At 61.5% G+C, this 25281-nt stretch carries 29 protein-coding genes, 1 tRNA gene and 1 pseudogene; 11 read left to right on the top strand and 20 right to left on the bottom strand.

The window, feature by feature from the left end; genetic code table 11:
- Positions 1–106: 106 nt before the first annotated feature.
- The 6 genes from EN804_RS03115 to EN804_RS03090 all read right to left on the bottom strand — a co-directional run bounded on the left by EN804_RS03115 (position 107) and on the right by EN804_RS03090 (position 7967).
- Positions 107–3886: a vitamin B12-dependent ribonucleotide reductase gene (locus tag EN804_RS03115; RefSeq protein WP_127869516.1), complete on the bottom strand. Its 3780-nt coding sequence runs from the start codon at positions 3884–3886 to the stop codon at positions 107–109.
- 673 nt (positions 3887–4559) lie between these two features.
- Positions 4560–4871 carry a PilZ domain-containing protein gene (locus tag EN804_RS03110; protein ID WP_127276099.1) on the bottom strand — a complete coding sequence of 104 codons (312 nt, stop codon included), beginning with the start codon at positions 4869–4871 and terminating at the stop codon, positions 4560–4562.
- A gap of 119 nt (positions 4872–4990) precedes the next feature.
- Positions 4991–5479 carry an NUDIX hydrolase gene (locus tag EN804_RS03105; RefSeq protein ID WP_127869515.1) on the bottom strand — a complete coding sequence of 163 codons (489 nt, stop codon included), beginning with the start codon at positions 5477–5479 and terminating at the stop codon, positions 4991–4993.
- 212 nt (positions 5480–5691) lie between these two features.
- Positions 5692–6192 carry a xanthine phosphoribosyltransferase gene (gene gpt, locus EN804_RS03100; protein WP_127280162.1) on the bottom strand — a complete coding sequence of 167 codons (501 nt, stop codon included), beginning with the start codon at positions 6190–6192 and terminating at the stop codon, positions 5692–5694.
- A gap of 116 nt (positions 6193–6308) precedes the next feature.
- Entirely contained in the window at positions 6309–7142 is an 834-nt protein-coding gene (locus EN804_RS03095) for a universal stress protein (protein WP_127280163.1), read from the bottom strand.
- A gap of 81 nt (positions 7143–7223) precedes the next feature.
- Positions 7224–7967: a competence/damage-inducible protein A gene (locus EN804_RS03090; protein ID WP_127869514.1), complete on the bottom strand. Its 744-nt coding sequence runs from the start codon at positions 7965–7967 to the stop codon at positions 7224–7226.
- Positions 7968–8224: 257 nt separating this feature from the next.
- Between EN804_RS03090 and EN804_RS03085 the strand changes: the two genes are divergently transcribed.
- Positions 8225–9232 (top strand): alpha/beta hydrolase, encoded by a 1008-nt coding sequence (locus EN804_RS03085; protein ID WP_246693351.1) that lies wholly within the window; start codon positions 8225–8227, stop codon positions 9230–9232.
- Positions 9216–9572, top strand: coding sequence for a hypothetical protein (locus EN804_RS03080; RefSeq protein WP_246693350.1), 357 nt, complete (start codon positions 9216–9218; stop codon positions 9570–9572). The genes EN804_RS03085 and EN804_RS03080 overlap by 17 nt, the downstream gene beginning before the upstream one ends.
- Before the next feature lie 72 nt (positions 9573–9644).
- Here the strand turns inward: EN804_RS03080 and EN804_RS03075 are convergent, their stop codons facing one another.
- The 3 genes from EN804_RS03075 to EN804_RS03065 all read right to left on the bottom strand — a co-directional run bounded on the left by EN804_RS03075 (position 9645) and on the right by EN804_RS03065 (position 11644).
- Positions 9645–9884 carry a DUF2188 domain-containing protein gene (locus EN804_RS03075; RefSeq protein ID WP_015318080.1) on the bottom strand — a complete coding sequence of 80 codons (240 nt, stop codon included), beginning with the start codon at positions 9882–9884 and terminating at the stop codon, positions 9645–9647.
- A 28-nt stretch (positions 9885–9912) separates the two neighbouring features.
- Complete coding sequence (locus tag EN804_RS03070; protein ID WP_127280167.1) at positions 9913–10191, bottom strand: DUF982 domain-containing protein; 279 nt, start codon at positions 10189–10191, stop codon at positions 9913–9915.
- A gap of 349 nt (positions 10192–10540) precedes the next feature.
- Complete coding sequence (locus EN804_RS03065; protein WP_135918672.1) at positions 10541–11644, bottom strand: NADH:flavin oxidoreductase/NADH oxidase; 1104 nt, start codon at positions 11642–11644, stop codon at positions 10541–10543.
- Positions 11645–11802: 158 nt separating this feature from the next.
- Between EN804_RS03065 and EN804_RS03060 the strand changes: the two genes are divergently transcribed.
- Positions 11803–12381, top strand: a complete 579-nt coding sequence (locus EN804_RS03060) for an NUDIX domain-containing protein (protein WP_135918671.1) — start codon at positions 11803–11805, stop codon at positions 12379–12381.
- A 22-nt stretch (positions 12382–12403) separates the two neighbouring features.
- Here the strand turns inward: EN804_RS03060 and EN804_RS03055 are convergent, their stop codons facing one another.
- Positions 12404–12943: a J domain-containing protein gene (locus EN804_RS03055; RefSeq protein ID WP_127280345.1), complete on the bottom strand. Its 540-nt coding sequence runs from the start codon at positions 12941–12943 to the stop codon at positions 12404–12406.
- 211 nt (positions 12944–13154) lie between these two features.
- Here EN804_RS03055 and EN804_RS03050 point away from each other — a divergent pair, with 211 nt between their 5' ends.
- Entirely contained in the window at positions 13155–13442 is a 288-nt protein-coding gene (locus EN804_RS03050) for a PilZ domain-containing protein (RefSeq protein WP_127869508.1), read from the top strand.
- A gap of 63 nt (positions 13443–13505) precedes the next feature.
- Here EN804_RS03050 and EN804_RS03045 read toward each other — a convergent pair.
- The 4 genes from EN804_RS03045 to EN804_RS03030 form a co-directional block, all read right to left on the bottom strand.
- Positions 13506–13591 (bottom strand) — tRNA-Leu (locus tag EN804_RS03045).
- A gap of 82 nt (positions 13592–13673) precedes the next feature.
- Positions 13674–13970: a tyrosine-type recombinase/integrase gene (locus EN804_RS03040; protein WP_245464497.1), complete on the bottom strand. Its 297-nt coding sequence runs from the start codon at positions 13968–13970 to the stop codon at positions 13674–13676.
- Positions 13967–14515 carry an alpha/beta fold hydrolase gene (locus EN804_RS03035; protein WP_348642024.1) on the bottom strand — a complete coding sequence of 183 codons (549 nt, stop codon included), beginning with the start codon at positions 14513–14515 and terminating at the stop codon, positions 13967–13969. Before EN804_RS03035 ends, EN804_RS03040 begins: the two co-directional genes overlap by 4 nt.
- A gap of 438 nt (positions 14516–14953) precedes the next feature.
- Positions 14954–16297, bottom strand: coding sequence for a phospholipase D-like domain-containing protein (locus EN804_RS03030; protein WP_246693349.1), 1344 nt, complete (start codon positions 16295–16297; stop codon positions 14954–14956).
- A gap of 178 nt (positions 16298–16475) precedes the next feature.
- On the opposite strand from EN804_RS03030, the gene EN804_RS03025 reads away from it, so the two are divergent.
- Together EN804_RS03025 and EN804_RS03020 are read left to right on the top strand one after the other, a co-directional pair.
- Complete coding sequence (locus EN804_RS03025; RefSeq protein WP_127280084.1) at positions 16476–16985, top strand: pyridoxamine 5'-phosphate oxidase family protein; 510 nt, start codon at positions 16476–16478, stop codon at positions 16983–16985.
- An 85-nt stretch (positions 16986–17070) separates the two neighbouring features.
- A complete protein-coding gene (locus EN804_RS03020; RefSeq protein WP_348630714.1) occupies positions 17071–17406 on the top strand; it encodes a low affinity iron permease family protein in 336 nt (111 codons plus the stop codon).
- A 20-nt stretch (positions 17407–17426) separates the two neighbouring features.
- On the opposite strand, the gene EN804_RS03015 is transcribed toward EN804_RS03020, so the two are convergent.
- A complete protein-coding gene (locus EN804_RS03015; protein WP_127280082.1) occupies positions 17427–17738 on the bottom strand; it encodes a hypothetical protein in 312 nt (103 codons plus the stop codon).
- 186 nt (positions 17739–17924) lie between these two features.
- On the opposite strand from EN804_RS03015, the gene EN804_RS03010 reads away from it, so the two are divergent.
- From EN804_RS03010 to EN804_RS02985, 5 genes and pseudogenes are all read left to right on the top strand, one after another.
- Positions 17925–18428 (top strand): ferritin-like domain-containing protein, encoded by a 504-nt coding sequence (locus tag EN804_RS03010; protein ID WP_189524430.1) that lies wholly within the window; start codon positions 17925–17927, stop codon positions 18426–18428.
- 74 nt (positions 18429–18502) lie between these two features.
- On the top strand, positions 18503–19081 hold the full coding sequence (locus tag EN804_RS03005; RefSeq protein ID WP_189524429.1) for an ATP-dependent Clp protease proteolytic subunit: 579 nt from the start codon (positions 18503–18505) through the stop codon (positions 19079–19081).
- A gap of 291 nt (positions 19082–19372) precedes the next feature.
- Positions 19373–19635: pseudogene (locus EN804_RS02995) on the top strand (hypothetical protein).
- Between the two features lie 12 nt (positions 19636–19647).
- Positions 19648–20145, top strand: a complete 498-nt coding sequence (locus tag EN804_RS02990; protein WP_135918669.1) for a hypothetical protein — start codon at positions 19648–19650, stop codon at positions 20143–20145.
- Positions 20146–20199: 54 nt separating this feature from the next.
- Entirely contained in the window at positions 20200–21123 is a 924-nt protein-coding gene (locus EN804_RS02985; RefSeq protein WP_135880235.1) for a cytochrome c, read from the top strand.
- A 77-nt stretch (positions 21124–21200) separates the two neighbouring features.
- Here the strand turns inward: EN804_RS02985 and EN804_RS02980 are convergent, their stop codons facing one another.
- Genes EN804_RS02980 through ctaD form a run of 5 tightly spaced genes read right to left on the bottom strand, consistent with a single transcriptional unit; the run spans position 21201 to position 25251 of the window.
- On the bottom strand, positions 21201–21617 hold the full coding sequence (locus EN804_RS02980; protein WP_127279974.1) for a c-type cytochrome: 417 nt from the start codon (positions 21615–21617) through the stop codon (positions 21201–21203).
- Positions 21610–22488 (bottom strand): cytochrome c oxidase assembly protein, encoded by an 879-nt coding sequence (locus tag EN804_RS02975; protein ID WP_135915519.1) that lies wholly within the window; start codon positions 22486–22488, stop codon positions 21610–21612. The genes EN804_RS02980 and EN804_RS02975 overlap by 8 nt, the downstream gene beginning before the upstream one ends.
- The gene (locus tag EN804_RS02970) at positions 22476–22784 is read right to left on the bottom strand and encodes a hypothetical protein (protein WP_135915520.1); all 309 of its coding nucleotides are present in this window, start codon (positions 22782–22784) and stop codon (positions 22476–22478) included. The genes EN804_RS02975 and EN804_RS02970 overlap by 13 nt, the downstream gene beginning before the upstream one ends.
- Positions 22781–23383 (bottom strand): cytochrome c oxidase subunit 3, encoded by a 603-nt coding sequence (locus tag EN804_RS02965; protein ID WP_127869445.1) that lies wholly within the window; start codon positions 23381–23383, stop codon positions 22781–22783. The genes EN804_RS02970 and EN804_RS02965 overlap by 4 nt, the downstream gene beginning before the upstream one ends.
- Positions 23380–25251 carry a cytochrome c oxidase subunit I gene (gene ctaD, locus EN804_RS02960; protein WP_189521814.1) on the bottom strand — a complete coding sequence of 624 codons (1872 nt, stop codon included), beginning with the start codon at positions 25249–25251 and terminating at the stop codon, positions 23380–23382. Before ctaD ends, EN804_RS02965 begins: the two co-directional genes overlap by 4 nt.
- Between the last annotated feature and the right edge of the window lie 30 nt (positions 25252–25281).

Below are 25281 nucleotides of genomic sequence, written 5' to 3'. Positions count from 1 at the left end.
AATACACAACATTGGCTTCCATACTTTGGGTGTTGCACCATCCAGGTACACAACATTGGCTTTCAGGCACACAACTTTGAGTGTGGCACCATGCCTCAAATTCTTCTCAGCTGCACCCGCTCGTGGCGCCGCACGTGTCGCACTTCTCGCAAGTCCCATTCCTTACCATGGTAAAATTCTGGCACTCGGAGCAGGAATTGCCGGTGTAGCCTTGCAGCAGCGACTTGGCGCGGCGGTCGGCGGCGAGTTTCTTCGCCTCGGCTGCTTCCTGGGCCGCCGTGTCGGTGAACAGCGCCGCGGTGGTGTCGGTCGAGGCATCGGAGGCCGCTTCCTCGAAGGCGATGTCCTCGGCCAGTTCCTTGGCCCGCTCCTCATAGTCGCGCTTGTAGGCGATCGCCTCGTCGCTCGCCGGCTTCAACGCCAGCACGTTGGAGCCGGAGAAGGCCGTCGGCGCCGAGCGGGTAGGGGTGCCGGAGCCGGCAAAGCCCTTCGGCTCGCTGCCGCTTGCCCTCGACACCAGCTTCACCGGCGAACCGCGGGTCAGGCCCTTGGAGACGGCGTCGGTCTTGCCCTCGCTGATGCCGCGGCCAAGCGCGGTGTTGGAGAAGTCCGACTGGTCGACATGGGCGAGATCGTTGCGGCCGAGATAGGAGATGGCCAGTTCACGGAACACGTAGTCGAGGATCGACGTCGCGCTCTTGATGGCGTCGTTGCCGATGACCATGCCGGCCGGCTCGAACTTGGTGAAGGTGAAGGCGTGCACATATTCGTCGAGCGGCACGCCATATTGCAGGCCGAGCGAGATCGCGATGGCGAAGTTATTGAGAAGGCCACGCAGCGTGGCACCCTCCTTGTTCATGTCGATGAAGATCTCGCCGAGACGGCCATCGTCATATTCGCCGGTGCGCAGGAATATGGTGTTGCCGCCGATCTTGGCCTTCTGCGTATAACCCTTGCGGCGGCCGGGCAGCTTTTCCTGCTCGCGCGACACACGCTCGATGATGCGTTCGACGATGCGTTCGGTGATCTGCGCCGCGCGCGCCGCCGCCGGTGCCTGGATCAGCTGCTCGACCGCATCGTCCTCGTCCTCCTCGCCATCGGCGAGCAGCGAGGCATTGAGCGGCTGCGACAGCTTCGAGCCGTCGCGGTAGAGCGCGTTGGCCTTCAGCGCCAGTTTCCACGACAGCATGTAAGCGCTCTTGGCGTCCTCCACCGTCGCGTCGTTCGGCATGTTGATGGTTTTGGAGATGGCGCCGGAAATGAACGGCTGTGCCGCCGCCATCATCTGGATGTGGCTGTTGATCGAAAGCGAGCGCTTGCCGATCTTGCCGCAGGGGCTGGCGCAGTCGAACACGGCGAGGTGCTCGGCCTTGAGGAAGGGCGCGCCTTCCAGCGTCATAGCACCGCAGACATGGATGTTGGCGGCCTCGATGTCCTTCCGGGAGAAGCCCAGCGCCGGCAGCATTTCGAACGAGAAGTCGTTGAGCTGCTCGTCGGTGAAGCCAAAAGTCTCCTTCACCCAGTCGGCGCCGAGCGTCCACTGGTTGAAGACGAACTTGATGTCGAAGGCCGACTTAAGTGCGGCATTGAGCGCCGCGATCTTGTCGTCGCCAAAACCCTTGGCCTTGAGCGAGCCGGGGTTGATCGCGGGCGCCTGGTTGAGATTGCCGTGACCGACCGCATAGGCCTCGATCTCGGCTATCTGGCTCTCGGAATAGCCCAACGTGCGCAGCGCTTCCGGCACCGCGCGGTTGATGATCTTGAAATAGCCGCCGCCGGCGAGCTTCTTGAACTTCACCAGGGCAAAGTCGGGCTCGATGCCGGTGGTGTCGCAATCCATGACCAGACCGATCGTGCCGGTCGGCGCGATCACGGTTGCCTGCGCGTTGCGGTAGCCATGCTCCTCGCCGAGTTCGATGGCGCGATCCCAGGCGGCCTTGGCGTGGGTGGCCAAATCCTGCTGCTTCAGGTCCGACGCCACGAGAGGCACCGGATTGACGGCGAGTTTCTCGTACCCGTCCTTGTCGCCATAGGCGGCGCGGCGGTGGTTGCGCATGACGCGCAGCATGTTCTGGGCATTGCGGTCATAGTCGGGGAAGGCGCCGAGCTCGGAAGCCATTTCCGCCGAGGTGGAGTAGGCGACGCCGGTCATGATCGCGGTCAGTGCTGCACAGATCGCGCGGCCCTCGTCGGAATCGTAGGGAATGCCCGAGGTCATCAGCAGGCCGCCAATATTGGCGTAGCCGAGGCCGAGCGTGCGGTAGTCGTAGGAGAGCTTGGCGATCTCCTTCGATGGGAACTGCGCCATCATGACCGAGATTTCGAGAACCATGGTCCACAGCCGCACGGTGTGCTCGTAGGCAGCGATATCGATCGTGCCGTCGGCATTGCGGTAGGGGAGAAGATTGATCGAGGCGAGGTTGCAGGCCGTGTCGTCGAGGAACATGTATTCCGAGCACGGGTTGGAGGCCCGGATCGCACCGGCGGAGGCGCAGGTGTGCCAGTCGTTCATCGTCGTGTTGAAATGCAGGCCGGGATCAGCGGAAGCCCAGGCGGCGTAGCCGATCTTTTCCCAGAGGTCGCGAGCCTTCAGCGTCTTCAAGACCTTGCCGTCCTTGCGGGCGGTCAGGTGCCAGTCGGCGTCGGTCTCGACGGCGCGCAGGAAATTGTCCTTCAGCGACACCGAATTGTTGGAGTTCTGGCCCGAAACGGTGAGGTAGGCGTCAGAATCCCAGTCGGTGTCGTAGGTCTTGAACGACATCGAGGTGTAGCCCTGCTTGGCGAACTGGATGACGCGGTAGATGTAGTTTTCCGGCACCGCCGACTTCTTGGCCAACTTGATCTCGCGCTTCAGCGCCGTGTTGATGGCCGGATCGAAGCAGTCGTCGTCATGGCCTTCGCAATTGACGCAGGCCTTCATGATCGCTTCGAGATGCTTCTTGACGATCTTGGAACCGGTCACCAGCGAGGCGACCTTCTGTTCTTCATTGACCTTCCAGTCGATGAATTCCTCGATATCGGGATGGTCGGCGTCGACGATGACCATTTTCGCCGCACGGCGCGTCGTACCGCCCGACTTGATGGCGCCAGCGGCGCGGTCGCCGATCTTGAGGAAGCTCATCAGGCCGGACGAGCGGCCGCCGCCGGACAGCTTTTCGCCTTCGCCGCGCAGCAACGAGAAGTTCGAGCCGGTCCCGGAGCCATATTTGAACAGGCGCGCCTCACGCACCCACAGATCCATGATACCGCCCTCGTTGACGAGGTCATCCTGCACGCCCTGGATGAAGCAGGCATGCGGCTGCGGATGCTCGTAGGACGACTTCGACTTGGTCAGCTTGCCGGTGAAGGGGTCGACATAGAAGTGACCCTGGCTCGGACCGTCGATGCCATAGGCCCAGTGCAGGCCGGTGTTGAACCATTGCGGCGAGTTCGGCGCGACGCGCTGCGTCGCCAGCATATAGGCAAGCTCGTCGCGGAAGGCGCGCGCGTCTTCCTCCGACGCCTTGAAGTAGCCGCCCTTCCAGCCCCAATAGGTCCAGGTGCCGGCCAGCCGGTCGAAGACCTGGCGGGCGTCGATCTCGGAACCATAGCGCTCGGCTTCCGGCAGCTTGGCGAGTTCGGCTTCATCGGCGACGGAGCGCCACAGGAAAGAGGGGACGTCGTTCTCCTCGACCTTCTTCAGGCGCGCGGGGACGCCGGCCTTGCGGAAGTATTTTTGGGCCAGGATGTCGGCGGCGACCTGGGAGAACTGCGCCGGCACATCGATATTGTCCAGTCGGAACACCACCGAGCCATCCGGATTCTTGATCTCGGAAAGCGCCTTGCGGAATTCGATCTCCGCATAAGCAGATTGGCCTGGCTTGGTGAAACGACGCTCGATGCGCATTGGTCCGGTCCCTTTTGTCTATATATAGCGCGTTCACCAGGGGATTTCTGCCCCCAAAAGACGAAACGCGCAGTCCGCCGATGCCGGCATTGCGAACAATGCCGGCATCTCCACTTCGCGGGCGCGGCCACGCACACGACAAATCGCCTTGCCGGGCGTTTGCCGAAGCTGCCAATCGACCCCGCGGGTCCCTCAAGACTGAATTTTTCGATTCCCTCACCCGAGGGAAATTCACACTATCTAGCGTCGAACCTAGCTGCAAACACTAAATATAGTATTAACAGACAATTTATTCCAGTCCGACAATTCTCCCTTTCGTCGCCCCATCACCCCACGATCCCAACGCTTCCGCCGGCCTCGTAAACAGGCGGAAATGCGGGCAAAACGCACATAATCCGGGAAAAAGACCGGGCTCAGAACTTTCCGGTCGCGCTCTCAACAGGAGCACATGGCCTATAAAAGGCGACTCGTTTCGAGCCGTCAAGGATTCGTTTGCGTAGCTTTTGTGACCCCAACATCTTGTGTGTCACACATGTGGATAACGGGGATAGAATTGACCGCTGTGGCGGCCATTTTTCCGCCGGCAGGTATGCGCGATCCCGGTGCGTGTACGCGGACTGCGGAAATACTGTGCCGCGAACTCAAAAAGCCCGGCACGCCGGTGCGCCAGGGATCAGCCGTAATGCAGCTTCGGCTTGGGTTCAGTGCCGGTGAACTGGACGCCGAGTCGGTCGCTGCGGCGCCAGCGGACCTCGCAGCGATAGGCGACGCCATCGAGCGGCACATAGAGAAGGAAATGATCGGGAACCCGGGCCTCGAGCGGTATTTTCAGTTCGGCGCCGCCCGCATGCTGGTTGCGCACCATGCAACTCACTTCGGAATTCTGGATACCGGTGATGATCGTTCCACCCTTGAGCACGCGCGGACGATGCTCGCGCTGGGGCTCGGTGGACTCTTGCTGAAGTGGGTTTACAGGGTTCGCCATCGATGAAACGCGCCAGATTGGCCAATTTCTACCGAAGAAAAATTAGCAAACCATTCACGCGATACATCACATGGTTGTGAAATGATTACGATCCACGCACGGGGTGGATGGCCTGCGCCCTAGGAGAACCTGCGTGGGTCGGCGCAGAAATAGGCGATGATCTGACACAGGTCCGGTTCATTGACCATGCGCACCGCTTCGCTGGAATTGACCCATTTGCGGATGCGGGAGTGCTTTTCCTTCCAGCGGTCGGCGACCTTGTCGACGTGCAGCGGATACACCAGCACCTCGCAAGGCACTTCTTCGCCCGAAGCCAGCACCTTGGCGTAGAAATAGCGGCCGGCTTCGAGGTGGGAAATGTTTCCGCGCAGTCCCGCTTCCTCGGCGGCCTCGCGCGCTGCCGCTTCGCAGAGCGGCTCCCGGGCTTCCGGCCAGCCCTTTGGAAGCACCCAGCGGCCGGTATCGCGGCTGGTGATCAGCATGACCTCGACGCCGTTCCCGGCATCGCGCCAGGGCAGGGCGGCAACCTGCAGACGACACGGCGCCGTACCAAAGAGTCGCCGGACCCTCTCAGCCAGGTGGTTGTGTGTGGTTGGCCGTGTCAACATCGGAGAAGCTAGCCCCAAGCCTCCAGAATCGTTTGCCGTCTCACGAATCTTACGGCTAATTGTGACCAATAAAAGTAAAAACTTTGGTCAAGCTGGCTGAATCCCGTCAACAGAGGTCGATTTCACAGGATATCTTGTCGGCGGATCAGTCTGCGCAAGCAAATATTATCGCCGGCGACGGCCTGATTGGGGAAAAAACGGCTTGCCGCGAATCAACCGGCGTGATCGTCGGCGATCGGCTTTTGATAGGTGAAACCCATGTCCCAGGGAAAATAGATCCAGGTGTCCTGGCTGACCTCGGTGACGAAAGTATCGACCAGCGGCCGGCCCTTGGGCTTGGCGTAGACGGTCGCGAAATGGGCCTTGGGCATCATTGCCCGCACGATGCCGGCGGTCTTGCCGGTGTCGGTCAGGTCGTCGATGATCAGCACGCCGGCGCCATCGTCGGCCAGCAAGGCCGGCGTTATCTCCTTCAGCACCTGCAATTGTCCCTGGCTGGTGTAGTCGTGATAGGAGGCGACACAGACTGTCTCGATGATGCGGATGCCGAGTTCGCGCGAGATGATCGCCGCCGGGACCAGGCCACCGCGCGTAATGCAGACGATAGCCTTCCACTGGCCTTTGCTGGTGCCGGCAAGCCGCCAGGCAAGCGCGCGGGCGTCGCGATGGAACTGGTCCCAGGAGACCGGGAAGGCTTTTTCGGGAAGGGACATTTTTCGCGCACTCCACGGCACGCGGCGGCCGCGTGCGAGAAAACAGGGGAATGCGCGCGGAATTAACTGGAAACCCTTGGGTTTGGCAAGGGAGAGCGGTCGCGATCGCTGTGGACTTATCTCGACAGGAAAGTCGCTACCTGCGCCGTGCGCAGCACCGTGCGTGTCACCCCGCCGAACAGAAGCTGGCGCAGCCAGGAGTGGCTGTAGGCGCCAAGCACCAGGAGATCGGCACCGGTCTCCGCGATCCTGTTCTGGATCATGTCGTCGACCGAACTCCCGCCCGATTTCTGCACCGAGACACTGACGGTGGCGCCGTGGCGCGACAGGGCCGACGCGATTTCGGCGCCCGCGGCCTCCGGGCTTTCGTCGAGCGTATCGGGCGGATCTATGACCAGTATGTCGGTTTTCTCGGCCTCGATGATGAAGGGCAAGGCATCGAAGGCGGCGCGGGCGGCCTCCTTGCTGCCGTTCCAGGCGAGCAGCACGCGTTTGAAGGTGGTGACGAGAGGACCGGCATGCGGCACGACCAGGACCGGCCGGCCGGCATCGTAGACCAGCGTATCGACGTCCGCGCTCGGATCGCCGCCGGTCTCGCGTTGGGCGGCGATGATGAGATCGGCGGCGCGCACGCTTGAAATGCCGGTCAGCGCGCTGTCGCCGGAGAAGCTCTCCAGGCTGCGCCATTCGAAGGAGAGGCCGGAATCCTCGACCCGCCCGAGGAAGACAGCCTGGAGCTTGTCTGCCCGCTCCCGATTCATGTCGGCGGAAACCTGCAGGAACTCCGTATCGGGAAAGCCCGTCGCCGACGTGTAGGGCACTGGGAGCGCCTCGGCATGGATGCCGATCAGATGGCTCTCGAAGCGGCTGGCAAGCGGAATGGCGCAGTCGAGCACCCGCTCGGCGTCCTGTTCATTCTGCAGAATGGCAACGATGGTCTTGAAACGCATGATGATCCCTCAATCTTGCGAGCGACCGGCCTCGCGGCAGGGAAACGTTACAGCCCCGATCTTGGTTCCGGCCCGGCCGGATCAGTTCGCCTTGTCGGCGAAGCCAGCCACCATGGCCTCGACGTCGGCGCGCGCGGCCTCAAGCGCATCCGCGCTGCGGGCACGCACCACAAGTTCAGTCCAGAACTTGCCGTCGCCATATTTGGGGTAGGAGCCGATGATCGTATCCGGATGCGCTTTCTGGATCTCGCCCAATGGCCCGCCGACAAGGCCCTCGCCGAACGGGCAGTGCACCGTGGCCGACAGCATTTTGGTGCCGGCTCTCAGGGTCGGGACGACATTGTCGAGCATGGCCTGGAAGATCGACGGCACGCCGGCCATGACATGGACGTTGCCGATGCGGAAGCCGGGCGCCACGGACACCGGGTTGTCGATAAGGTCGGCGCCGCGCGGCATTCGCGCCATGCGCTTGCGGGCCTGCGTATATTCGATGCCGCGCGCGGCATAGCTCGCCTCCAGCAGGGCGTAGGCCTTGGCATCGTATTCGCAAGGCACGCCGAACGCCTTGGCGATCGAATCGGCCGTGATGTCGTCATGCGTCGGACCGATGCCGCCGGTGGTGAACACATAGGTATAGCGCGCGCGCACGGCGTTCACCGCCGCGACGATCTCGTCCTCCTCGTCGGGCACGATGCGCACCTCTTTCAGGTCGATGCCGATCGCCGTCATGATATCGGCGAGGTGGCCGATGTTCTTGTCCTTGGTGCGACCGGACAGAATCTCATCGCCGATGACCAGCATGGCGGCAGTAACGATTTCAGGCATGGAAGGCTCCGGCAGACGCGCAGTCTGAATAGCGCGGCGGACGAGCGGCGGCAATGCCGCCCAAATGGCGGACGACCCGGCATACACGGATATCACCTGGATTGCAGTGGTTGGCTGGCCTGGACGGGAACAAGCCTGATTGTTCTCGGACCCGGGCTGTGAACGACCGCCTCGCCAAGTCGGTCTGTTTTGTCCATCCTTGCGGCGCCATCGCGGGCGGGTAAGGTGCGCGGCTCGGATCCGGGTGACGAATGCTGATGTCGATTCTGCTCTGGCTGTTTGGCGCGGCGTTTCTGGCGGCGATCCTCGTGCTTGCCTCTCTGCTGCTGGCCACGCTGTGGATCGCGGCGAAAGCGGAAAGATTGGTGCCGCCGGTCGGAAAATTCGTCGAGATCGACGGCAACCGCATCCACTATGTCGATGTCGGGCAGGGACGGCCGATCGTCTTCGTGCATGGGCTTGGCGCCCAGCTGCATCATTTCCGGCACACCGTGTTTGGCCGTTTCGGTCCTGGCTACCGGCTGATCGCGCTCGACCGTCCGGGCTCGGGCTATTCGACGCGGGCAAGCGGAGCGACGGGCCGCTTGCCCGAGCAGGCCGAGATCATCAGGCGCTTCATCGAAAGCCTGGGACTGGAAAGGCCGTTGGTGGTGGGCCATTCCCTGGGCGGCGCCATCGCGTTGACCCTGGCCGTCGAACATCCCAATGCGATTTCAGGCATCGCACTGCTGGCGCCCTTGACGCATCTGGAGACAAGGACGCGCCAAGGATTTGACCTGCTGTACATTCCTTCACGCCTGTTGCGGCGGTTCATGGCCTATACCGTGGCGATACCGGCAAGCCTCAGATATGCCCGGCCGACGATGGACTTCATCTTCGCGCCGCAAGCCGTCCCTGGCGACTATATGAGCGGGGGAGGCGGATGGCTTGGCTTGAGGCCCGGCCACTACCATGCGACATCGACCGATGTCGTGGCTGTCGAGGAGGATCTCGGCCACATCGAGCGCCGCTATGGCGAGATCGCCATGCCGGCCGGCATTCTCTTCGGCGGCGCCGATCGCGTCATCGGCATGGCTGTCCATGGCGAGCCGATGCGGGAAAAGGTCGAAGGACTAGATTTCGAACCCGTCGACGGTCTCGGCCACATGCCGCAATTCGTCGAGCCGGAACGGGTTGTTGCCTTCATCAAACGCATCGCGCGACGTGCTTTTTCAGATGCGGCATCACCAAGGGTTCACGACAATTTCAATGAACCATCCGGCTGATCGCCGGGTTTACCCCGTGTCGCATCCCAAGGCGGCCAAGATACGGAGTAATTCAATGTACAGAAAACTTTTCGCAGCATCCGTCCTGACGATCGGTCTCGCCACATCGGCGATGGCCCAGTCGTCGGACGCTACCTATTCCAACCATCACAATTGGTGGCTGTTCAGCAATGAGGATTCCTCTGCCGTCGACAAGAGCACCACCGGCAGCATCAACGGCGATGGTTCCGGATTGAATACCCTTGGCAATCCTGGCCCGGCCGGACCTTGTGCCTCAAACACTCCAGGCCCCGATGCCAATGCTCAGCGCAACATCAACGATCAGTACTGCGGCAAATAGCCAGCCGCGGGCTTGTCGCCCGCCGCCGGACGCCATCTTTCCTGGCGTCGGCGGCTGGCGCCTGGCTGGATATCAATCCGAGATTTCGGTCTGAGGCCGGTCGCGGCCGTCGGCAAGTTCCTCATGCCATTTGCCCTCGGCGTCCTCATACTGGATGCCATCGGTGGAACCCGCCACTTGTTGTTCGGCCGAAGCGATCTCGGCGGCACGCAACGCATCCTGATGGGTGGGAAATGTCTCCGAGAAGGTCGCGCCGACCTTGTAGGCCCAGCCACCGTCATGCTCGACGATCTTGTAAGTCAGCTTCGCCATCAAAACCTCCAGTTAAAGGTCCGCCTGCTCAATGCAACCGGTCGTCTGGCAGCCGGTCGTCGGGCACCAGCACTTCCGATTCCTTGGCGGCCTCGATCAGTGCCCGGCGCGCTTCCGCCGTCGAACGATATCCTTCCAGCACTTTGAGGCAAGTGTCGAGGGCATCTCGATGACGAGGTCCGCGATTGAGCGGCCACACAGTCATCAGGCACTCCGCCGCCTCCTGGGTCGAGCGGATATGGCGATATTTGCCGACATGGCCAAGCTCGACCACGACGGGCGTCTCAAAAGGCTTGTTGTCCATCATGGCCGCAACGCAAAGCAGCCAATTTGGTTGCAAAAATGGCCTTCGGCCTGCGCCCAAAGGTCGCGTCGAGTCCGTGACGCGCTTTGCATCTCGGCGTGGCGCAAGCGTTGCCCCGGACCGGATCCGCCCTCGGATCAGCCCCGGGGCATGCCTCTGGGTGCCATGTATTGGCGTCTCAGTAGCCGCAGTCGTTGCGCAGCCAGCGCGCATTCGCCCGGCCGGTCCCGCCGCGGCCGCGCCCGCCGCAGCCTGACCCAGCGCAACATTTTGCAGCCAGAATTGAAGCAGGCCGTTGGCGAACCGTTCGGGATCACAAGCGCGAGCACGCCTGTACCGGGAGAATGGCCGATCAGCCCGCCGCCTTCATCCAATGTTCCATCGTCGTCACCGAGCGGGCGAGCTGCGGCGCCGGATGGATTTTTTCGCTGAAGGTGGCGGCCGCACGCCATCCCCAGCGCGGATCCGCGAGGAAGGCGCGTGCCAGCGCCACCATATCGGCTCGGCCTTCGGCTATGACAGCCTCTGCCTGTTTCGGGTCATCGATCAGCCCGACCGCACGGGTCGGAATGCCAGCGCCCTTGCGCACGGCTTCCGCCAGGTGCACCTGATAGCCCGGCCCGGTGGGCAATTTCTGCAACGGCGAATTGCCGCCGCTCGAGCAGCAGAGATAGGCGATGCCTTCGGCCTTCAGCGCTTTCGCCACTTCGATCGCGTCCTCGACGTCAAAGCCGCCATCGACCCAGTCCTTAACCGACAGCCGTGCGCCGAGCATCAGCTTTGGCACCGCTTTCTTCACCGCCCTGGCGATCTCGACGACAAGACGCATCCGGTTTTCCAGCGAGCCGCCCCAGCGATCAGTGCGCTGGTTGGACAGCGGCGACAGGAACTGGAAGATCAGATAGCCATGCGCCGCATGCAGTTCGATGAAGTCGAAGCCGGCACGTTCGGCCCGCCTGGCGGCTTCCGCGAACCGCTCGATGAGCTGCAGGATTTCCTCGTCCTCCAGCGCGTGCGGCACGTTCCAGCCGTTGTCGTAGGCGATGGCCGAGGCCGAGACGGTCTGCCAGGGATCCTCGTTTGGCTGCAATGGGCCGCCACCTTCCCAAGGCTTGCGGTTCGAGGCCTTGCGGCCGGCATGCGCCAGCTGCGTGCCGAACTTGGTGCCGGGTGCGGCCACGCGCCGGGCCGCGTCCAATGCGCGGCGCGCGGCTGCTTCATTGTCTTCGGAATAGAGACCGAGGCAGCCATGGCTGATGCGTCCGCGCCGCTCGACATCGGTCATCTCCACCGTGACCATGCCGGCGCCCGACATGGCCAGGTTCATCCAGTGGTAGAGATGCCAGTCGCTGGCCGAGCCGTCCTCGGCGGAATACTGGCACATCGGCGCTACGGCGATGCGATTGGGGAAGGTGAGCCCATCGAGCGTGATTGGCTGGAAAAGCGAGGTCGTCATGAAAAAAACTCCGGGAAGGGGAATGCGCTATCTAGGCAATGGCATCGTTCCATACCACACACGAGACGGTGAAGCGCGCTGGACCAATCGCTAGCCCGATTGCGCCTATACCGGTTCGCGGCTACGCCTGCGTCCGCCAGCAAGCATTGAGGTGTCAGATGGAAGACCGCATTCGTATCCGCTCGGAAGAGGTTCTCTCCGACGACTGGGCGGTCCTGAAGAAGACCGTGCTCGAATATCGCCGGCGTGACGGGGAATGGGAGACGCAGGTCCGCCAGACCTATGATCGCGGCGACGGCGCGGTGATCCTGCCCTACGACCCCCAGCGTTCGACCGTGCTTCTGGTGCGCCAGTTCCGTTACCCTGCCTATGTCACCGGCCACCGCGAGCCGCTGATCGAGGCCTGTGCCGGGCTGCTGGACGAAAACGATCCGGAGACGGCCATTCGCAAGGAGGCCGAGGAAGAACTGGGTTACCGGTTGAACAAGATCGAGCGGCTGTTTTCGCCCTACATGAGCCCGGGCAGCGTCACCGAGCGGCTCTGGTTCTTCGTCGCCCGCTATTCGCCTGCCGACCGCATTTCGGCCGGCGGCGGCGCCCCGGAGGAGGGCGAGGACATCGAGGTCCTGGAAATGCCGCTCGACGAAGCGCTGGCCGGCATCGCCGACGGCCGCATTGTCGATGCCAAGACCATCATCCTGATCCAGCATCTGAAACTGAACCCGATCTCGGCTTGATCAGAGACCGGGGGATACCAATTCAGCCTGCATGATCCAACAATCGGGTGGTGGCCGCCTCACGATGATGTTCGGAATTGACGCGATCGATGCCTTCCACGGTGATGGCGAACGTGCCGTTTTCCGTTCTGGCTATCCAGCCCTTCGCTTTTAGATACCAGAGGTGAAACTCGAGGTGCTCACGCGGACAGCCTGACATTCGTTCGAGCTCATCGTCGCCAATGCCAGGATTATTGACGTCCTGTCGGCGTTTTACATAAAGCAGTGAGAGCACTTTGGCTTGAAAGACGGAATCTCGATCGAGGTTCTTCGTGTTGCTCGCCTCGTCGGTCAGTCCGGCCCGCAGGTCCAAATGGGCCTTGTACTGAATATCGTATTGCGCACGCTTGACCGGATCCTTGAGGGTGTTGTGGGCCTCGAGAATATCGCTGAAGCGCGATTCATCACCGGTGACCTGGTTGTCGGGATGGTAGCGCATGGCAAAATGACGAAAAATGCGTTCTATTGTTTCCGAATTGGCATTCGGACTGATTTCCAGCATTTCGTAGAAGTCGACGAACATACCAGGCCTTCCCGTACCGTGTCTGTTCGGCTCTCCCCGCCACAGTTTCGGGCAAGCCTGGCGACGATTATAGAGCCGAATATTTCACGATTTGCTAATGTAAAGAACGTACAAAGGACAAGAACGGAACTTCAGCAAAAACGTAAGACCTTTGCGTCCTGCACCGCAGACTTTAGTCTGATAGCGTTTCGCTCGTTAGAGGCAGCTTACCATGACCGACAAACCTTCTGAACCGCCAATTGAGCGTCGAAGTCACTTGAGAGAAGTGGTTTTGAAGGATGCGTTCATAATCACGCAGGATGGCGAAATAGGCTGCGCCGTCAGAAATCAGCATGAGCACGGCGCCGAGTTGCGTGTCGCCGCGGGGGTTGAAGTGCCAGATACCTTCCGGCTGCGCGTGCCGTTGGACGATGCGACCTATCGAGCGGAAGTGCGGTGGAGAAAAGGCGAGCGACTTGGCATCCAAATCCACGGCAATTTCTCGCTGAAGGTTAGATGATAGGGGAGCCGGCCTGATATTCAGGGGCGCGCCTGCCAAGGGAGCGCAGTTCGATATTCAATGTGGTGCGGACGACGGGAATCGAACCCGTACGATCAGAGATCGAGGGATTTTAAGTCCCTTGCGTCTACCAATTCCGCCACGTCCGCCTGCTGCGATTACAAGCACTTAAGCGAGGTCCGGTCCAGCCACTTACTTTCACTTGGCACCGGATTGGCACCGACGGCCAGTTTACTGTTCCGCGCCTGTTCTCATCGCAGCTTCTATCGCCGCTGCCGCGCCTTCGTCTGATCTCTTGAACAAGTGCGCGTAGACCGACAGCGTGACGACGGGTGACGCATGCCCCAGACGGCGGCTAATTGCAACCACGTCGAGCCCGCCAGCGATGAGGGCGGAGGCGTGGGTGTGTCTCAAGTCATGGAAACGCACCTTGGGAAGCTCGATGGTAGCTGGCGCGCCTTCCGCGGCTGGCTTCCTCAAGCGGTCGATCGTATCGCGCCAGGCTCCCGAAACGCGAGACGGCGCTATTGCTTCGCCATCCGGGGTGCAGAAGACCAGCGCATCCTTGCCGAGCTTCCCGCCAGGATGGCGCGTTCGGGCTTTTCAGGCTGCGCGAAAAAGAACCAGTGGTACCAGTCGCGGGCGAATGTCCAATCGGCGCGTTCCAGATGCTCCAGCACCGGCAGTCCGTCTACCGTGATCAGCTTCCGCACCCTGTCGGGATGATCCATCGCCATCCTGAATGCGACCAGACTGCCACGGTCATGCCCGGCAACGACGAAGGTCTGGTACCCTAACCGTTCCATCATCTCCACCAAGGCCTTCGCCTTCGCTCGTTTGGACGAGTATCGGCTCGCCGGGTCATCCTTCGGTTGGTAAGAGCGCCCGAAGCCCGGAAGGTCAGGGCACAGGACGTTGAAATCGGCCACCAGCAGATTCGCGACTTGGCCCCACGTCATATGAGAGCGAGGATGGCCGTGGAGGAGCAGCAGCGGCGGACCAGATCCGCCATGCCTCACCCTTATCGGCCCACTCTTCGTTCCGATCGTTTCGAGCACGAAGTTCTCGAACATCCGCATATCCTTGGAAGGCAGCCGGGTTTCCAGTTAGGGAACTCGCCGCGTCCAAAATGGTTCAGACCGCTCGCGCAGTGGAACTCCCTGTAGTGCGGCAGATGCCATCCGAACGCGCCGACCCAGTGCTTGGCTGGCGGCGCAACAATCCTTCATCCTCGAAGGCGCCCCAGCGCACCTATGATCCGAGAGTTGCTGCCGGGGTTAGTGGCCATTCGGCGAACAATGGATGCGTACCCATCCGCTGCCTCCTCTTGCGGCTTCCACCGCCCGCTTGCCGCCAGGCAGAGCCTTTACAACTGCGGCACGGGCATCGCGGCAAAGGCCGGCGATCGCCATTGATGAGGCGCTATTGAGCGTGAAGAGATGCTTCGCCATAGGTTCACTGCCTCACCCGTTCGATCAGAGGCATACTAGTGCGGCTTGTCTGCACAGACGCTACAGCTGCGAGCGCAGTCTGCTCGACAACCAATCCGTCACCTTTTCAGTCCACGGCCGCGCTTGCCACTCTTCAAGACGGATCTGCCTCGACCGCCCAAGGTCCTGGTTGAACAGATCGATCTGAGTCTGTGCGAAATCCTTGCCGTAAATGTTCAGATTGGCCTCGTCGTTGAGACGCAGTGACCGCTCGTCCAGGTTGGCCGAGCCGAAGCTGGCCCACACATCATCCACGATTAACAGCTTGGGGTGATACATTGTCGGTTGAAACTCGTGGATGCGCACCCCGGCTTTGAGCAACTCGCCCCAGAAATAGCGCGAGCCTTTTCGCACGATAGGGACATCCGTCAGCGAGTTGGGCACGATGACGTCGACCGCGACCCCTCTTTTCCTGGCGTCCAAGATTTGCAGGATCGCAATGTCGTCCGGAACGAAATAGGCCATTCCGATCCGCAGGTGATCCTTGGCGGCAGCCATGGCGGCCAACATCATCAACTCCATGTCTTCCGAACCATTCGGCTGGGAAGCCAGGATCAATTGAGCGCTGAGTGATCCTGCGGGTTCAGAAGGCGGGTAGAATTTTTCTCCCTGCAAAGTTTCGCCTGCCGCCTCGAGCCAGTTCTCGGCGAACGCCGCCTGGAAGGCGGATACGGCGGGTCCTTCTACCTGATAGTGGGTGTCTCGCCACTCGTTCGGGTTGCGTGCGTCTCCCAGCCAGTTGTCGGCGATCCCGACGCCTCCGGTAAATGCGATCTTCCCGTCGACTATGAGCAGCTTGCGGTGGGTTCGATTGTTCACCCGATCCATCGTATACCAATGGACGGGTCGATAACGCTGAAACCGCACTCCGGCGCTGGTCATGACGTGGATCAAGTCTTCGTCGAAGGGCAGGCTGCCGACCCAGTCGACAAGCACGCGAACCTCGACGCCATCTCGCGCCTTCGCAGCCAAGGCCATGGCGAAGTCGTAGCCCACTGTTCCCGACCAGTAGATGTAGGTTTCCATATCGATGCTGGAATGAGCAGCATGGATCGCTCGCAGCATCGCGGGAAAGATCTCGTCGCCATTGACCAGGGTCTGTACGGCGTTTGCATCGAACATCTGTCCGTTTGAATAGCTGCTCATGCTCCTTGCGAATGCGGGATCCTCGGCATCGAAAACGTGTGGGACGATGGTGCGCAGCGCCCGTGGATTCGGCATCAGGTTAATCGCCGCCAGCGTGACCAGACCCGCGGTGATGGCAACCGCAAGATATTTGAGTTTATCGAGCCAGCGACCAAGCTTTGTCCGGGCGGCGACCGCCTTTCTGATAGCAGATCGCGTTCCAAAGATGCTCGGCCGCACGTCTCTTGCCATGTTCAAACGGTGAATTCGCCCGACAAGAACTCTCGATTGGGATGAGGGTTCCCGGATGGAATGGGCCGGGTTGGCTCCGGTCCGCGTGGTATCGCTCGGCGATTGAAGTGGAACGCCGAGACCCTCCCGGAGTTGTAGCAAATCACCCTGTTCCGAAGGACAACTGATGACCCACGATCAAGAGCAAGATAGCGACCTGACCCCGGTCCAGGCCACGGACCGGATTTGGGAGCTCGCCAGAGATATCGACATCTGCATGTTTGTGACGTGGGACGGGGAATACAATCGCGCCCGTCCTCTCTCGGCGCGCGTCAGGAGGGAAGAGGGCGCCATCTATTTCCTCGTCAATGACGACAGCGCCAAGAACAAGCAGTTGGCGAAATATCCCAAGGTAACGTTGGCCTGGAGCGACAGCAGCCACTACAAATACGTTACGATCTCGGGGTCGGCCGCAGTGACAAACGACAGAGGCAAAATCGCGGAGCTCTGGGAAAAGACCGACAAGGCCTGGTGGGAAAGCGCCAGCGATCCTGAAATTAGGCTTATCAAGGTCACGCCGGACGAAGGCGAATTGTGGGACAGCCCAGGGCTTGTCATGGCCACCGCGAAAATGGTTTTCGCCGCAGTTTCCGGGGCCAAGCCCGATGTCGGCGACAATGCCAAGGTGCAACTCTGAAAGTTCCGGTGAGGCTTGTTGCGGAAGTCGGAAGCGGCCTTGCCTCTGATGAGTCGTCGACTTTGTAGCGCGACGTTCGAGATCGATGACAATGGCAAACAATCAAGTGAGGAGCGCCATTACCAAGATCGGTACGGTGACGTCGCGACCGTACGCCTTTCTGGTGTTTTTTGCGTACACCGGACTTTGGCTGGTTTTCGAACGCAGCAGTCTCGACTGGCATGGTGTGGCGACGCTGGCGACCTGGGCGATGACGCTGTTCATACAGCGCGCCGAGCATCGGGACACTCAAGCCTTGCATGCTAAGCTCGACGAGCTGCTGCGCGCCTCTGCGAAGGCGGACAGCACGACAGCCAAGATCGACGACAAGGAACCCGAAGAGATCGAAGCCGAGCGAAAGCGGCGACAGAATGACCGCTGACATTGATCGGTGCGGAACGTTCAGCCCATCGATGCGGCGATGCCGAAAATCGCCGCTGCTACAACTACGACCGCGGCGATGACAAGTAACGGCCAATTCCGGCGCGGGCGCGGCGCGCTTTCCACCGGTCGCATTGCATTGGCAAAGGTAGCCTGGTTGTTGAAATCCGGCTCGCGCAAGGGAGCCGCAGCAGCGATACCCGGTGTGTCGGCGGCTTCCGCATCTGTTTCTAAGGGCGCTGCCGCGGGGTCGAAGCCGGGCGTCTTGTCATGCGTTTTGCCTGCCTGGACATCGCCTCGATCTTCGGATGGCGTTCTTCTGGTCGGGAACATGATGATACCTCCTGCCGCCGAACTTCTCCCCGGCATCATGGTTCCAATAGCCCCTTGTGAGCCAGCCACCTCAGCTTAAGGCGGAAGGCTACGTGCCGAGAAAGAGGGCGCCGACGAGGAACAAACCGGCAGCCTGGTGGTTGGATTGCAGCGTGCCTGGCACGCCCAATGGAGCAGGAGAGAGAGATGGCAGAAAGAAAAGGCTTGGAAGACCTGTTTTACGACGGCCTGAAGGACATTTACTACGCTGAGCGCAAGATACTCGCCGCCCTCAAAAAGATGGCAAAGGGCGCGGAGTCCGCCGAACTGACCGCCGCTTTCGAGAAGCATCGGGATGAAACCGAGGCCCAGGTTGAACGCCTGCAGCAGGTCTTCGACATTTTCGGCAAGCGAGCCCAAGGCAAGGTCTGCCCCGCGATCGACGGCATTCTTGAGGAAGGGCAGGAGATCCTGGAGGAGTTCGAGAATGCGCCGGCCCTCGATGCCGGGCTCACAGCCGCAGCGCAGGCCGTCGAACACTACGAGATCGCCCGCTATGGGACCTTGGTGACCTGGGCGGGCCTGCTTGGCCTGAAGGATGCGGTTCCGCTTTTGGAGCAGACGCTCAAGGAAGAGAAGGCGACGGATAAAGCGCTGACGAAGCTCGGTGATGCGGGCGTCAATCAAAGGGCCCTGCAAGAAGCGGCCTGATTGGCTCGATCGAGGAACGCTACATGACTATCCATGAAGACGCGCGACCCGAGCGGGGCGCACGTGAGGAGGCAATGCCGTCGGGCCAGGGCCCGAGCCAACGGCAGCTGCTGTTCGAGCCCAACATTTCCATCAACGGCCTGATCAACGAGGGCACGGTGCCTTTCTTCCTTGGGCGCCTACAAGACGTGCGCGATAGTGGCCAGGACATGCTGATGGAACTGAACACCAATGGCGGCGATGCCGACGCGGCGCGACGCATAGCTCATGAGGTCCGGCTCTTTCGTCGCCACAGCGGCCGCAATGCTTATTGCGTCGGCAAGACGAATGTCTACTCGGCTGGCGTGACTGTGTTTGCCGCTTTCCCGAAGCCGTGCCGCTTCCTTACCGAGGACGCGGTTCTGCTTGTGCATGAACGGCGCATGGAGACGAACATAACCCTTAACGGCCCGATGAAGTCTTGCATCCAGATCATTCGCGAGCAGCTGGCTTTGCTCGAGACAGCGGAGCAATTGGAGAAGGAGGGCTTCACGGAACTCGTCGCCGGAAGCACGCTCAGCCCCGATGAGCTTTATCGGCGGGCGACCAAAAACTGTTACATCCACGCCAGGGAGGCTCTCGAGTTGGGGATCGTGGCCGGCGTGCTACGCTAGCGGGCCTTGGTAACGGCCGACACGCAGAATGCTGCCGCTTCGACGGTGGAACCTCCGTTCGCATAGGAAGTTTCGATAGGCCAATTCAAGGAGTCCCGTGATGCCCTCAGACAAGGTCCCAGCCGCTCCGGTCCCCGGGTCTCGCTCGGCGGTAAGGCAGAGCCGCCATCCCACGCCGTCTCCGGCAACGGAGAAAGTCTCCGGCGCTGGGCCGGCCATTTCAGAGCATTCGAAAGACGCCAAGGCGCCGAAATCGGGTCGTCAGCCCGGCGCCTACGTCAAGGATCGGACATGAACGCGGCGAACCTCCAACTCGAAGGCCTAATGATGGCGGTCGCGGCAATCAACAACGCGCTCGTCCATCGCGGCATGTTGTCGGTCGATGACATCGATGTGGCTTTGCGCAAGGCCGAAGCCTCCGTGACCAGCGATGAGCGCGTTTACGAAGATATGTCACCCGCCAACGGGACGCGATCGAAGCCGGAGTCCCGTCATTCGGCGAGTTGGCCCGGCAGGTAGGCAAGACCAAGACGCTTTACAACGACCAGATGTAGCAGGAGGATCGCATGCAAATCGTGGCTACCACTGTCGACCATGCCGGCACTCCGGTGGTGGAGTTCCAGGGCGAGGGAGGCGAACAGATCGCAGTGACCCTGGACGCCCCGACGACCCTGTCCGACGGCGAGTTGATTGCGAGGGCCAAGGTCATGCTGCTCCATGCGGCCCAATTCGAGGACGGCGCCCCAAACGGACCCTCCGAGCCCAACAACCGGGAGGCGTCCCTGTACACCCTCGAATACCAGGAAAAGGGCCGGATCCGCGCGGTAACCGGCTTGTCGTTTCCAAGCGTTCAGGCAACTGCTGAGGAATGCAAACGCTCCGCCGAGGACCTGTGGCAAGACGCACTGTCACGGGGCGAAGCGCCGCTCGGATGGGCCGTGCGTGCGCGCGACGAACATGGCACGGTGGTGGCGACGGTCGACTTCGCTGACCTGCAGCGGGAGGCTGCCGCCGTCGATCCACGAAAAACCAGCAAGTCCGGCCCTGATGAGCCCTTCAGCTGATCGCTGACGGCCTGCACAGATCCGGCCGTGCGCGGATACGGCGGAAAAGTCCCAATGCGACTGCCCTCTTGGCCTACACTTGCTGTGGCGGTTCTGGCGGCCACGGGGCTCGCTTCGGCCACTTTGTGGTATCTGACCGAAGTTCAGGCGCCGTATTCGCCTGATGATCCGTTGTTTTCTGAGGCCGGCGATGCAGCGCGCGGCCAGCTTGTGTTCGCTGCGGGTGGCTGCGCTTCCTGTCATACAACTCCCGGGCAACCCGATGATTTGAAACTCGGAGGCGGCTTGGCGCTCGCCTCGCCCTTTGGCACATTTCGGCCGCCCAATATCTCCCCCGATCCAGTGGACGGCATTGGGGCGTGGACGGTCGCGGATCTTGCGAACGCGTTGATCGGCGGCGTCTCGCCTTCGCGGGAGCATTATTATCCGGTATTTCCCTATACGAGTTTTACCGGGATGAAGGTGGGGGATGTAAAAGATCTGTACGCCTATTTACGGACCCTCCCCAAAGTGGCCGGGCGCGCGCCGCCGCACCGCCCGAAGCTTCTTTTCCGCATCCGCCGGTCCGTCGGGCTATGGAAGCTGATGTTTTTTCGCCAAGGACAGAACGCCAGCCACCTCACTGGAGATCCCGTGCATGACCGGGGTGCCTACCTGGTTGAAACGGTCTCTCATTGCGCCGAATGTCATTCCGCGCGCAACGTTTTCGGTGCGATCAAACCGGATACGCGGTTTGCGGGCGGTGTCGACCCGCAAGGCACCGGCTTCGTTCCCAACATCACCCAGGCAAGACTGCGCGAATGGACCGAGGATGACATCGCCACCATGCTCGAAACCGGCGAGACGCCCAATCTCGGCCGGGTTGGATCGTCCATGGCCGACGTCGTGAAGAACACCGCCATGTTGCCCGACAGCGACCGTCGGGCGATCGCACGCTACATCAAAGCCCTGTCGGCCGTAGCCACGCCGCATCCGTAAGGCCCCACCGTCGCGGGTCGATCTGCTTTCCGGTCTACGACTACCAGGATCCGCCAGGCCGGCGCGCCGGGTAGGTGTCATTGAGCGTAAAGATACGCGGCCAGGTCGCGGGCTTCTCGCTCCGAGATTCCTGTTACGGGCATTGCCGTTCGGGGAGAGAAGGTTTTCGGCGAGACGATCCAGGCGACGAGATTGTCGGGACGGTTTTCCAGCACGCCGGCAATGTATACGCGCTTCGATAGTTCTGTCAGCGGCGCGCCGGTCTGGCCGTCGGCACCTTCTATGCCGGGGATGGTGTGGCAACCCGAGCAACCGTAGCGACGGAAAATCTCTGGAGCATGGTCGGCATTGCCGCCGGTCATCATCCTGGCGGTGGCCGCCTTGGTGTTGTTGTCGCGCACGACATTCGTCGCGACAAGCGCGGCCGACGCAGCAAGAACGGTCACGGCGATGAAGCCGACCGGGCCGGAGATAAAGGCAGGATGGTCAGGCATTTTGCATCCCCCTGTCGCCTGAGCCACGGATCCAGAGCGCCAGCATGACCATTGCCACACCCGCATAGATGGTGCCGGCCGGCACCCACATGATCATGCCCGCCAGTTGCTGGTCTTCCAGGGGTGTCAGTCCCCACGCCATGGCCGTCTGCGTCTGCGCGACGTAGAGCACGCGCGGCGCCAACGCCATCAACGCCCCGAGCACGCTGGTGTGGATCATGGTCACGAACAGATGCCATGCGGCGACCCCATGGTCGCTTCTCCAGACCATCGCCCACCAGAACAGTATCGCCGTGGCGAGGAAGCTGAGATGCTGGAGCCGGTGCAGGGTCGCATCTGTCACGGCCGTGTCGAACAGGATCGGCACATGCCACGCCCAGATGGCCACGCCGTGAAGGATCGTCGCATTCGCCGCGCTCGTGCACCAATCCCATGGCCGTCGCAGCAGGGGCGAGCGCATTGCCGCAGCAGCCATGTGGCGCGCGCGCCTGGGCAATCCCCATAGCAGGATTCCGGCCGGCCGCGCGAAGACGATCAGCGGAGCCGAGACGGCCATGACGACCTCATGCTCGATCATGTGGAAGGTGAAAAGATGTTCCCCCAGCCAGTGCAGTGGGGACATCAGCGAGCCGGCGAGCGTCAGCAAGCCGCCGGCATAAAGCAGCGCACTGATCAGCGTGGCGCCGGGCCGTCTGGTTCGCCACGCCAGCCTTGTCACGCCCAGTCCAAACAGTATAGCGAGGACCGCGAGCGGCGTGACGATCCATGGATCGAACGTCCAGGACCCTCCAGCACCATGCGTCTCGTCGCCATGCGCCATGGCCGGAGTGGCGACCATGAACAGGATTGACGTGCGGATCAGCGTTGGCATGGGTCCAGCACCATTGCGGCCGTCCCCTGCAGGGCCAGCGCGAACAAAAAGGCGAGCGCGATAAGGAAGCCGGTATCGACGACGAATCGCCCGGTTTTTCCCAGTCCCGGCAATCCAACTCGCGACACGACGATGCCTGCGATCGCGAAGACGATCAGAAGGCCGCAGAAGATCGCGGTCCAAGAGACATTCTGCCGGCAATCCAAATAGGGCGTGACCTGCCCAAGCTGGGTGCTGAGCCCCCAGGCCGCGAGGGGAAGCAGAAGTCCGATGTGTCTTAGCCAGGTTTTGGTCAAAGCCGTGGGACCCAATAAAGGCAGGCATACATCGGCAACCACGTCGCGACCACGAAGTTCCAGTACATCGCATTGTCGTTGACGTCACCGAAGCGGCGCGGATTGTCGGCGTGTCGTGAAAACATCAGGCAGGTCAGCACCAGGGTCTCGACCACATCGGTCAGTATATGCGTGGTGTGGAGGCCGAGCATGACCCACACGATCGAGCCATAGGCGTTCTGGTCCCACTTGATGTGCATCGCGGGGAATTCGAAGGCGCGTAGGATCAGCGGCACAATGCCGACCAGCGACATGACGATCAGCCCGATGCGGACCTTGCGCAAATCCTGTTGGCGCGCCCAGCGATTGACGAGGATATTGGGCAGGACGCTCAGCACCAGGAACACCGTAAGAATCGTCCCCGCCAAAAGGTCAGGCGGTGCGGTATCCAGAGGCCACAGCGGCGCCAGGCTCATCAGATAGAGATAGACAGCAATGGCCAGGGCAAAGCCGGTGCCTTCGATCAGCATGAAGGCTAGGGTTCCCCACCAACTCTGGCTGGCGGAGCCGAGGCCATGCGGTGGGAGATCGGCGAGATCGATGACGATTTTTTCCTTCATGCTTCGTCCTCCGGCACGCCTTTCGGCCAGAACCAGCCGATGAGCGTGATCCCCAGCGGTATCGAGCCCCAGACGACGGCCCACGGGCTGAATATCGACCAGATCAGCATCAGCGTGGTGGCAAGTGCCGCCCATAGGGGCCAGATGGAGTCTCCGGGCGACGCCTCACGCGCTTCCGGCGATGCGTGAACGACGCTGCTGGTCAGCAGTTCCCGGCGGTCGACCCGCAGTCCGCTGGCGACCGGCACAGCTTCGATGTCATCGGACAAGGGATCGTGGCGATCCACTACCGGCAGCCGCGCGAAATTGTAGGAGGGCGGTGGCGACGAGGTGGCCCATTCCAGCGTCCTGGCGCCCCAAGGATTGGCTGGCGCCAAGGATCCTGATCTGGCGCTGCGTATGGCGTCGACGAAAAACAGCAGGAAACCCAATGAGAGGATGGCGGCGCTGAGGCTGATGAACAGGTTCAAACCGGACCAGGGCATCTCCGGCTGGTAGGTGTAGATGCGGCGCGGCATGCCTTGCAGGCCAAGAATGTGCATGGGGAAAAAAGTCAGGTTGAACCCCGTGAAGATCAGGCCGAATATCCAGCGGCCAAGCGTCTCGCTCATCATTCGCCCGGTGAACTTCGGAAACCAGTAATAGACCGCGCCCAGCAACGGAAACACCGCGCCGCCGACCAGCACATAGTGGAAATGGGCGACGACGAAATAGGTGTCGTGAACCTGCGTGTCGAAGGGAACGGAGGCCACCATCACCCCGGTCAGGCCGCCGATGACGAATATGACCATGAAGCCGATGACGAACAGGAACGGCGTCTTGAACACGGGCCGGCCGGCCCACATCGTTGCCAGCCAGCAGAAGATCTGTAGCCCCGCCGGAACGGCGATGGCCATGCTTGAAGCGGTGAAGAAACTCTCCCCGAGGCGCGGCAGCCCAGCGACGAACATGTGATGAACCCATAGCCCGAACGCCAGGACGCCGGTGGCGATCAGGGCCATGACCATGCCCAGGTAACCGAACACGGGCCGCCGCGTGAATGTCGCCACGATGGTCGAAACCATCCCCACCGCCGGCAGGAAGATGATGTAGACTTCCGGGTGGCCGAAGAACCAGAATAGGTGCTGCCACAACAGCACGTCGCCACCTTCGGCGGGGTTGAAGAAATGCGTACCTACCAGGCGATCCAGGATAAGGGAGGAGCTGGCGACCATGATCGCTGGCATCGCCATGATGACGAGAAACGACGTGACCAGCATCGACCAGACAAACAGCGGAATCCTGTCGAGTGACATGCCCGGGGCGCGTTGCTTGAAGACGGTGACGACGATTTCGACGGCCACGGCCAGGGCCGATACCTCGGTGAAGGTGATCATCTGCGCCCAGATATCGGCCCGCTTTCCGGCGCCGTACTCCGGGCCGGCGAGGGGTACATAGGCGAACCACCCGACATCGGGACCGGTGTCGACAGCGAAAGCGATCCAGAGCAGTAGCCCGCCAGCGAGATACACCCAGTAGGAGAACGCGTTGAGCCTGGGGAAGGCGATGTTGCGCGTTCCCACCATCAACGGCACGAGATAGATCGCCATTGCCTGCATGACGGGCACGGCAAAGAGGAACATCATGTTCGTGCCGTGCATCGTGAAGATCTGATTGTAGCGATCCGGGCCGATGAAGCGGGCTTCGGGTTGCGCGAGTTGCAGCCGTATCAACAGCGACAGCACCCCACCCAGGGCCAGGAAGACGAAGGCCGTGGTGACGTAGCGCCGGCCGATGATCTTGTGATCGACCGTGGACAGCGCGCCCCACAGCCCGGACGGCGTCGACCAGATCGCCGTGAGGCGACGGTGGAGTTCGGACGCTTCCATTGAACTGTCACGGAGCCCGTCGCCATCCTG

It is taken from the genome of Mesorhizobium sp. M8A.F.Ca.ET.161.01.1.1, assembly GCF_004792105.1.
In the GTDB taxonomy this organism is placed as follows: domain Bacteria; phylum Pseudomonadota; class Alphaproteobacteria; order Rhizobiales; family Rhizobiaceae; genus Mesorhizobium.
The sequence above is the reverse complement of the archived record's forward strand: the minus strand, read 5'-3'. Positions and strand labels throughout refer to the sequence as shown.

Coding starts and splice junctions, on each gene's coding strand:
- EN804_RS03115 (WP_127869516.1), bottom strand. CDS start 3,886: ATGCGCATCGAGCGTCGTTTCACCAAGCCAGGCCAATCTGCTTATGCG.
- EN804_RS03110 (WP_127276099.1), bottom strand. CDS start 4,871: ATGGCGAACCCTGTAAACCCACTTCAGCAAGAGTCCACCGAGCCCCAG.
- EN804_RS03105 (WP_127869515.1), bottom strand. CDS start 5,479: ATGTTGACACGGCCAACCACACACAACCACCTGGCTGAGAGGGTCCGG.
- gpt (WP_127280162.1), bottom strand. CDS start 6,192: ATGTCCCTTCCCGAAAAAGCCTTCCCGGTCTCCTGGGACCAGTTCCAT.
- EN804_RS03095 (WP_127280163.1), bottom strand. CDS start 7,142: ATGCGTTTCAAGACCATCGTTGCCATTCTGCAGAATGAACAGGACGCC.
- EN804_RS03090 (WP_127869514.1), bottom strand. CDS start 7,967: ATGCCTGAAATCGTTACTGCCGCCATGCTGGTCATCGGCGATGAGATT.
- EN804_RS03085 (WP_246693351.1), top strand. CDS start 8,225: ATGTCGATTCTGCTCTGGCTGTTTGGCGCGGCGTTTCTGGCGGCGATC.
- EN804_RS03080 (WP_246693350.1), top strand. CDS start 9,216: ATGAACCATCCGGCTGATCGCCGGGTTTACCCCGTGTCGCATCCCAAG.
- EN804_RS03075 (WP_015318080.1), bottom strand. CDS start 9,884: ATGGCGAAGCTGACTTACAAGATCGTCGAGCATGACGGTGGCTGGGCC.
- EN804_RS03070 (WP_127280167.1), bottom strand. CDS start 10,191: ATGATGGACAACAAGCCTTTTGAGACGCCCGTCGTGGTCGAGCTTGGC.
- EN804_RS03065 (WP_135918672.1), bottom strand. CDS start 11,644: ATGACGACCTCGCTTTTCCAGCCAATCACGCTCGATGGGCTCACCTTC.
- EN804_RS03060 (WP_135918671.1), top strand. CDS start 11,803: ATGGAAGACCGCATTCGTATCCGCTCGGAAGAGGTTCTCTCCGACGAC.
- EN804_RS03055 (WP_127280345.1), bottom strand. CDS start 12,943: ATGTTCGTCGACTTCTACGAAATGCTGGAAATCAGTCCGAATGCCAAT.
- EN804_RS03050 (WP_127869508.1), top strand. CDS start 13,155: ATGACCGACAAACCTTCTGAACCGCCAATTGAGCGTCGAAGTCACTTG.
- EN804_RS03035 (WP_348642024.1), bottom strand. CDS start 14,515: ATGTTCGAGAACTTCGTGCTCGAAACGATCGGAACGAAGAGTGGGCCG.
- EN804_RS03025 (WP_127280084.1), top strand. CDS start 16,476: ATGACCCACGATCAAGAGCAAGATAGCGACCTGACCCCGGTCCAGGCC.
- EN804_RS03020 (WP_348630714.1), top strand. CDS start 17,071: ATGACAATGGCAAACAATCAAGTGAGGAGCGCCATTACCAAGATCGGT.
- EN804_RS03015 (WP_127280082.1), bottom strand. CDS start 17,738: ATGTTCCCGACCAGAAGAACGCCATCCGAAGATCGAGGCGATGTCCAG.
- EN804_RS03010 (WP_189524430.1), top strand. CDS start 17,925: ATGGCAGAAAGAAAAGGCTTGGAAGACCTGTTTTACGACGGCCTGAAG.
- EN804_RS03005 (WP_189524429.1), top strand. CDS start 18,503: ATGCCGTCGGGCCAGGGCCCGAGCCAACGGCAGCTGCTGTTCGAGCCC.
- EN804_RS02990 (WP_135918669.1), top strand. CDS start 19,648: ATGCAAATCGTGGCTACCACTGTCGACCATGCCGGCACTCCGGTGGTG.
- EN804_RS02985 (WP_135880235.1), top strand. CDS start 20,200: ATGCGACTGCCCTCTTGGCCTACACTTGCTGTGGCGGTTCTGGCGGCC.
- EN804_RS02980 (WP_127279974.1), bottom strand. CDS start 21,617: ATGCCTGACCATCCTGCCTTTATCTCCGGCCCGGTCGGCTTCATCGCC.
- EN804_RS02975 (WP_135915519.1), bottom strand. CDS start 22,488: ATGCCAACGCTGATCCGCACGTCAATCCTGTTCATGGTCGCCACTCCG.
- EN804_RS02965 (WP_127869445.1), bottom strand. CDS start 23,383: ATGAAGGAAAAAATCGTCATCGATCTCGCCGATCTCCCACCGCATGGC.
- ctaD (WP_189521814.1), bottom strand. CDS start 25,251: ATGGAAGCGTCCGAACTCCACCGTCGCCTCACGGCGATCTGGTCGACG.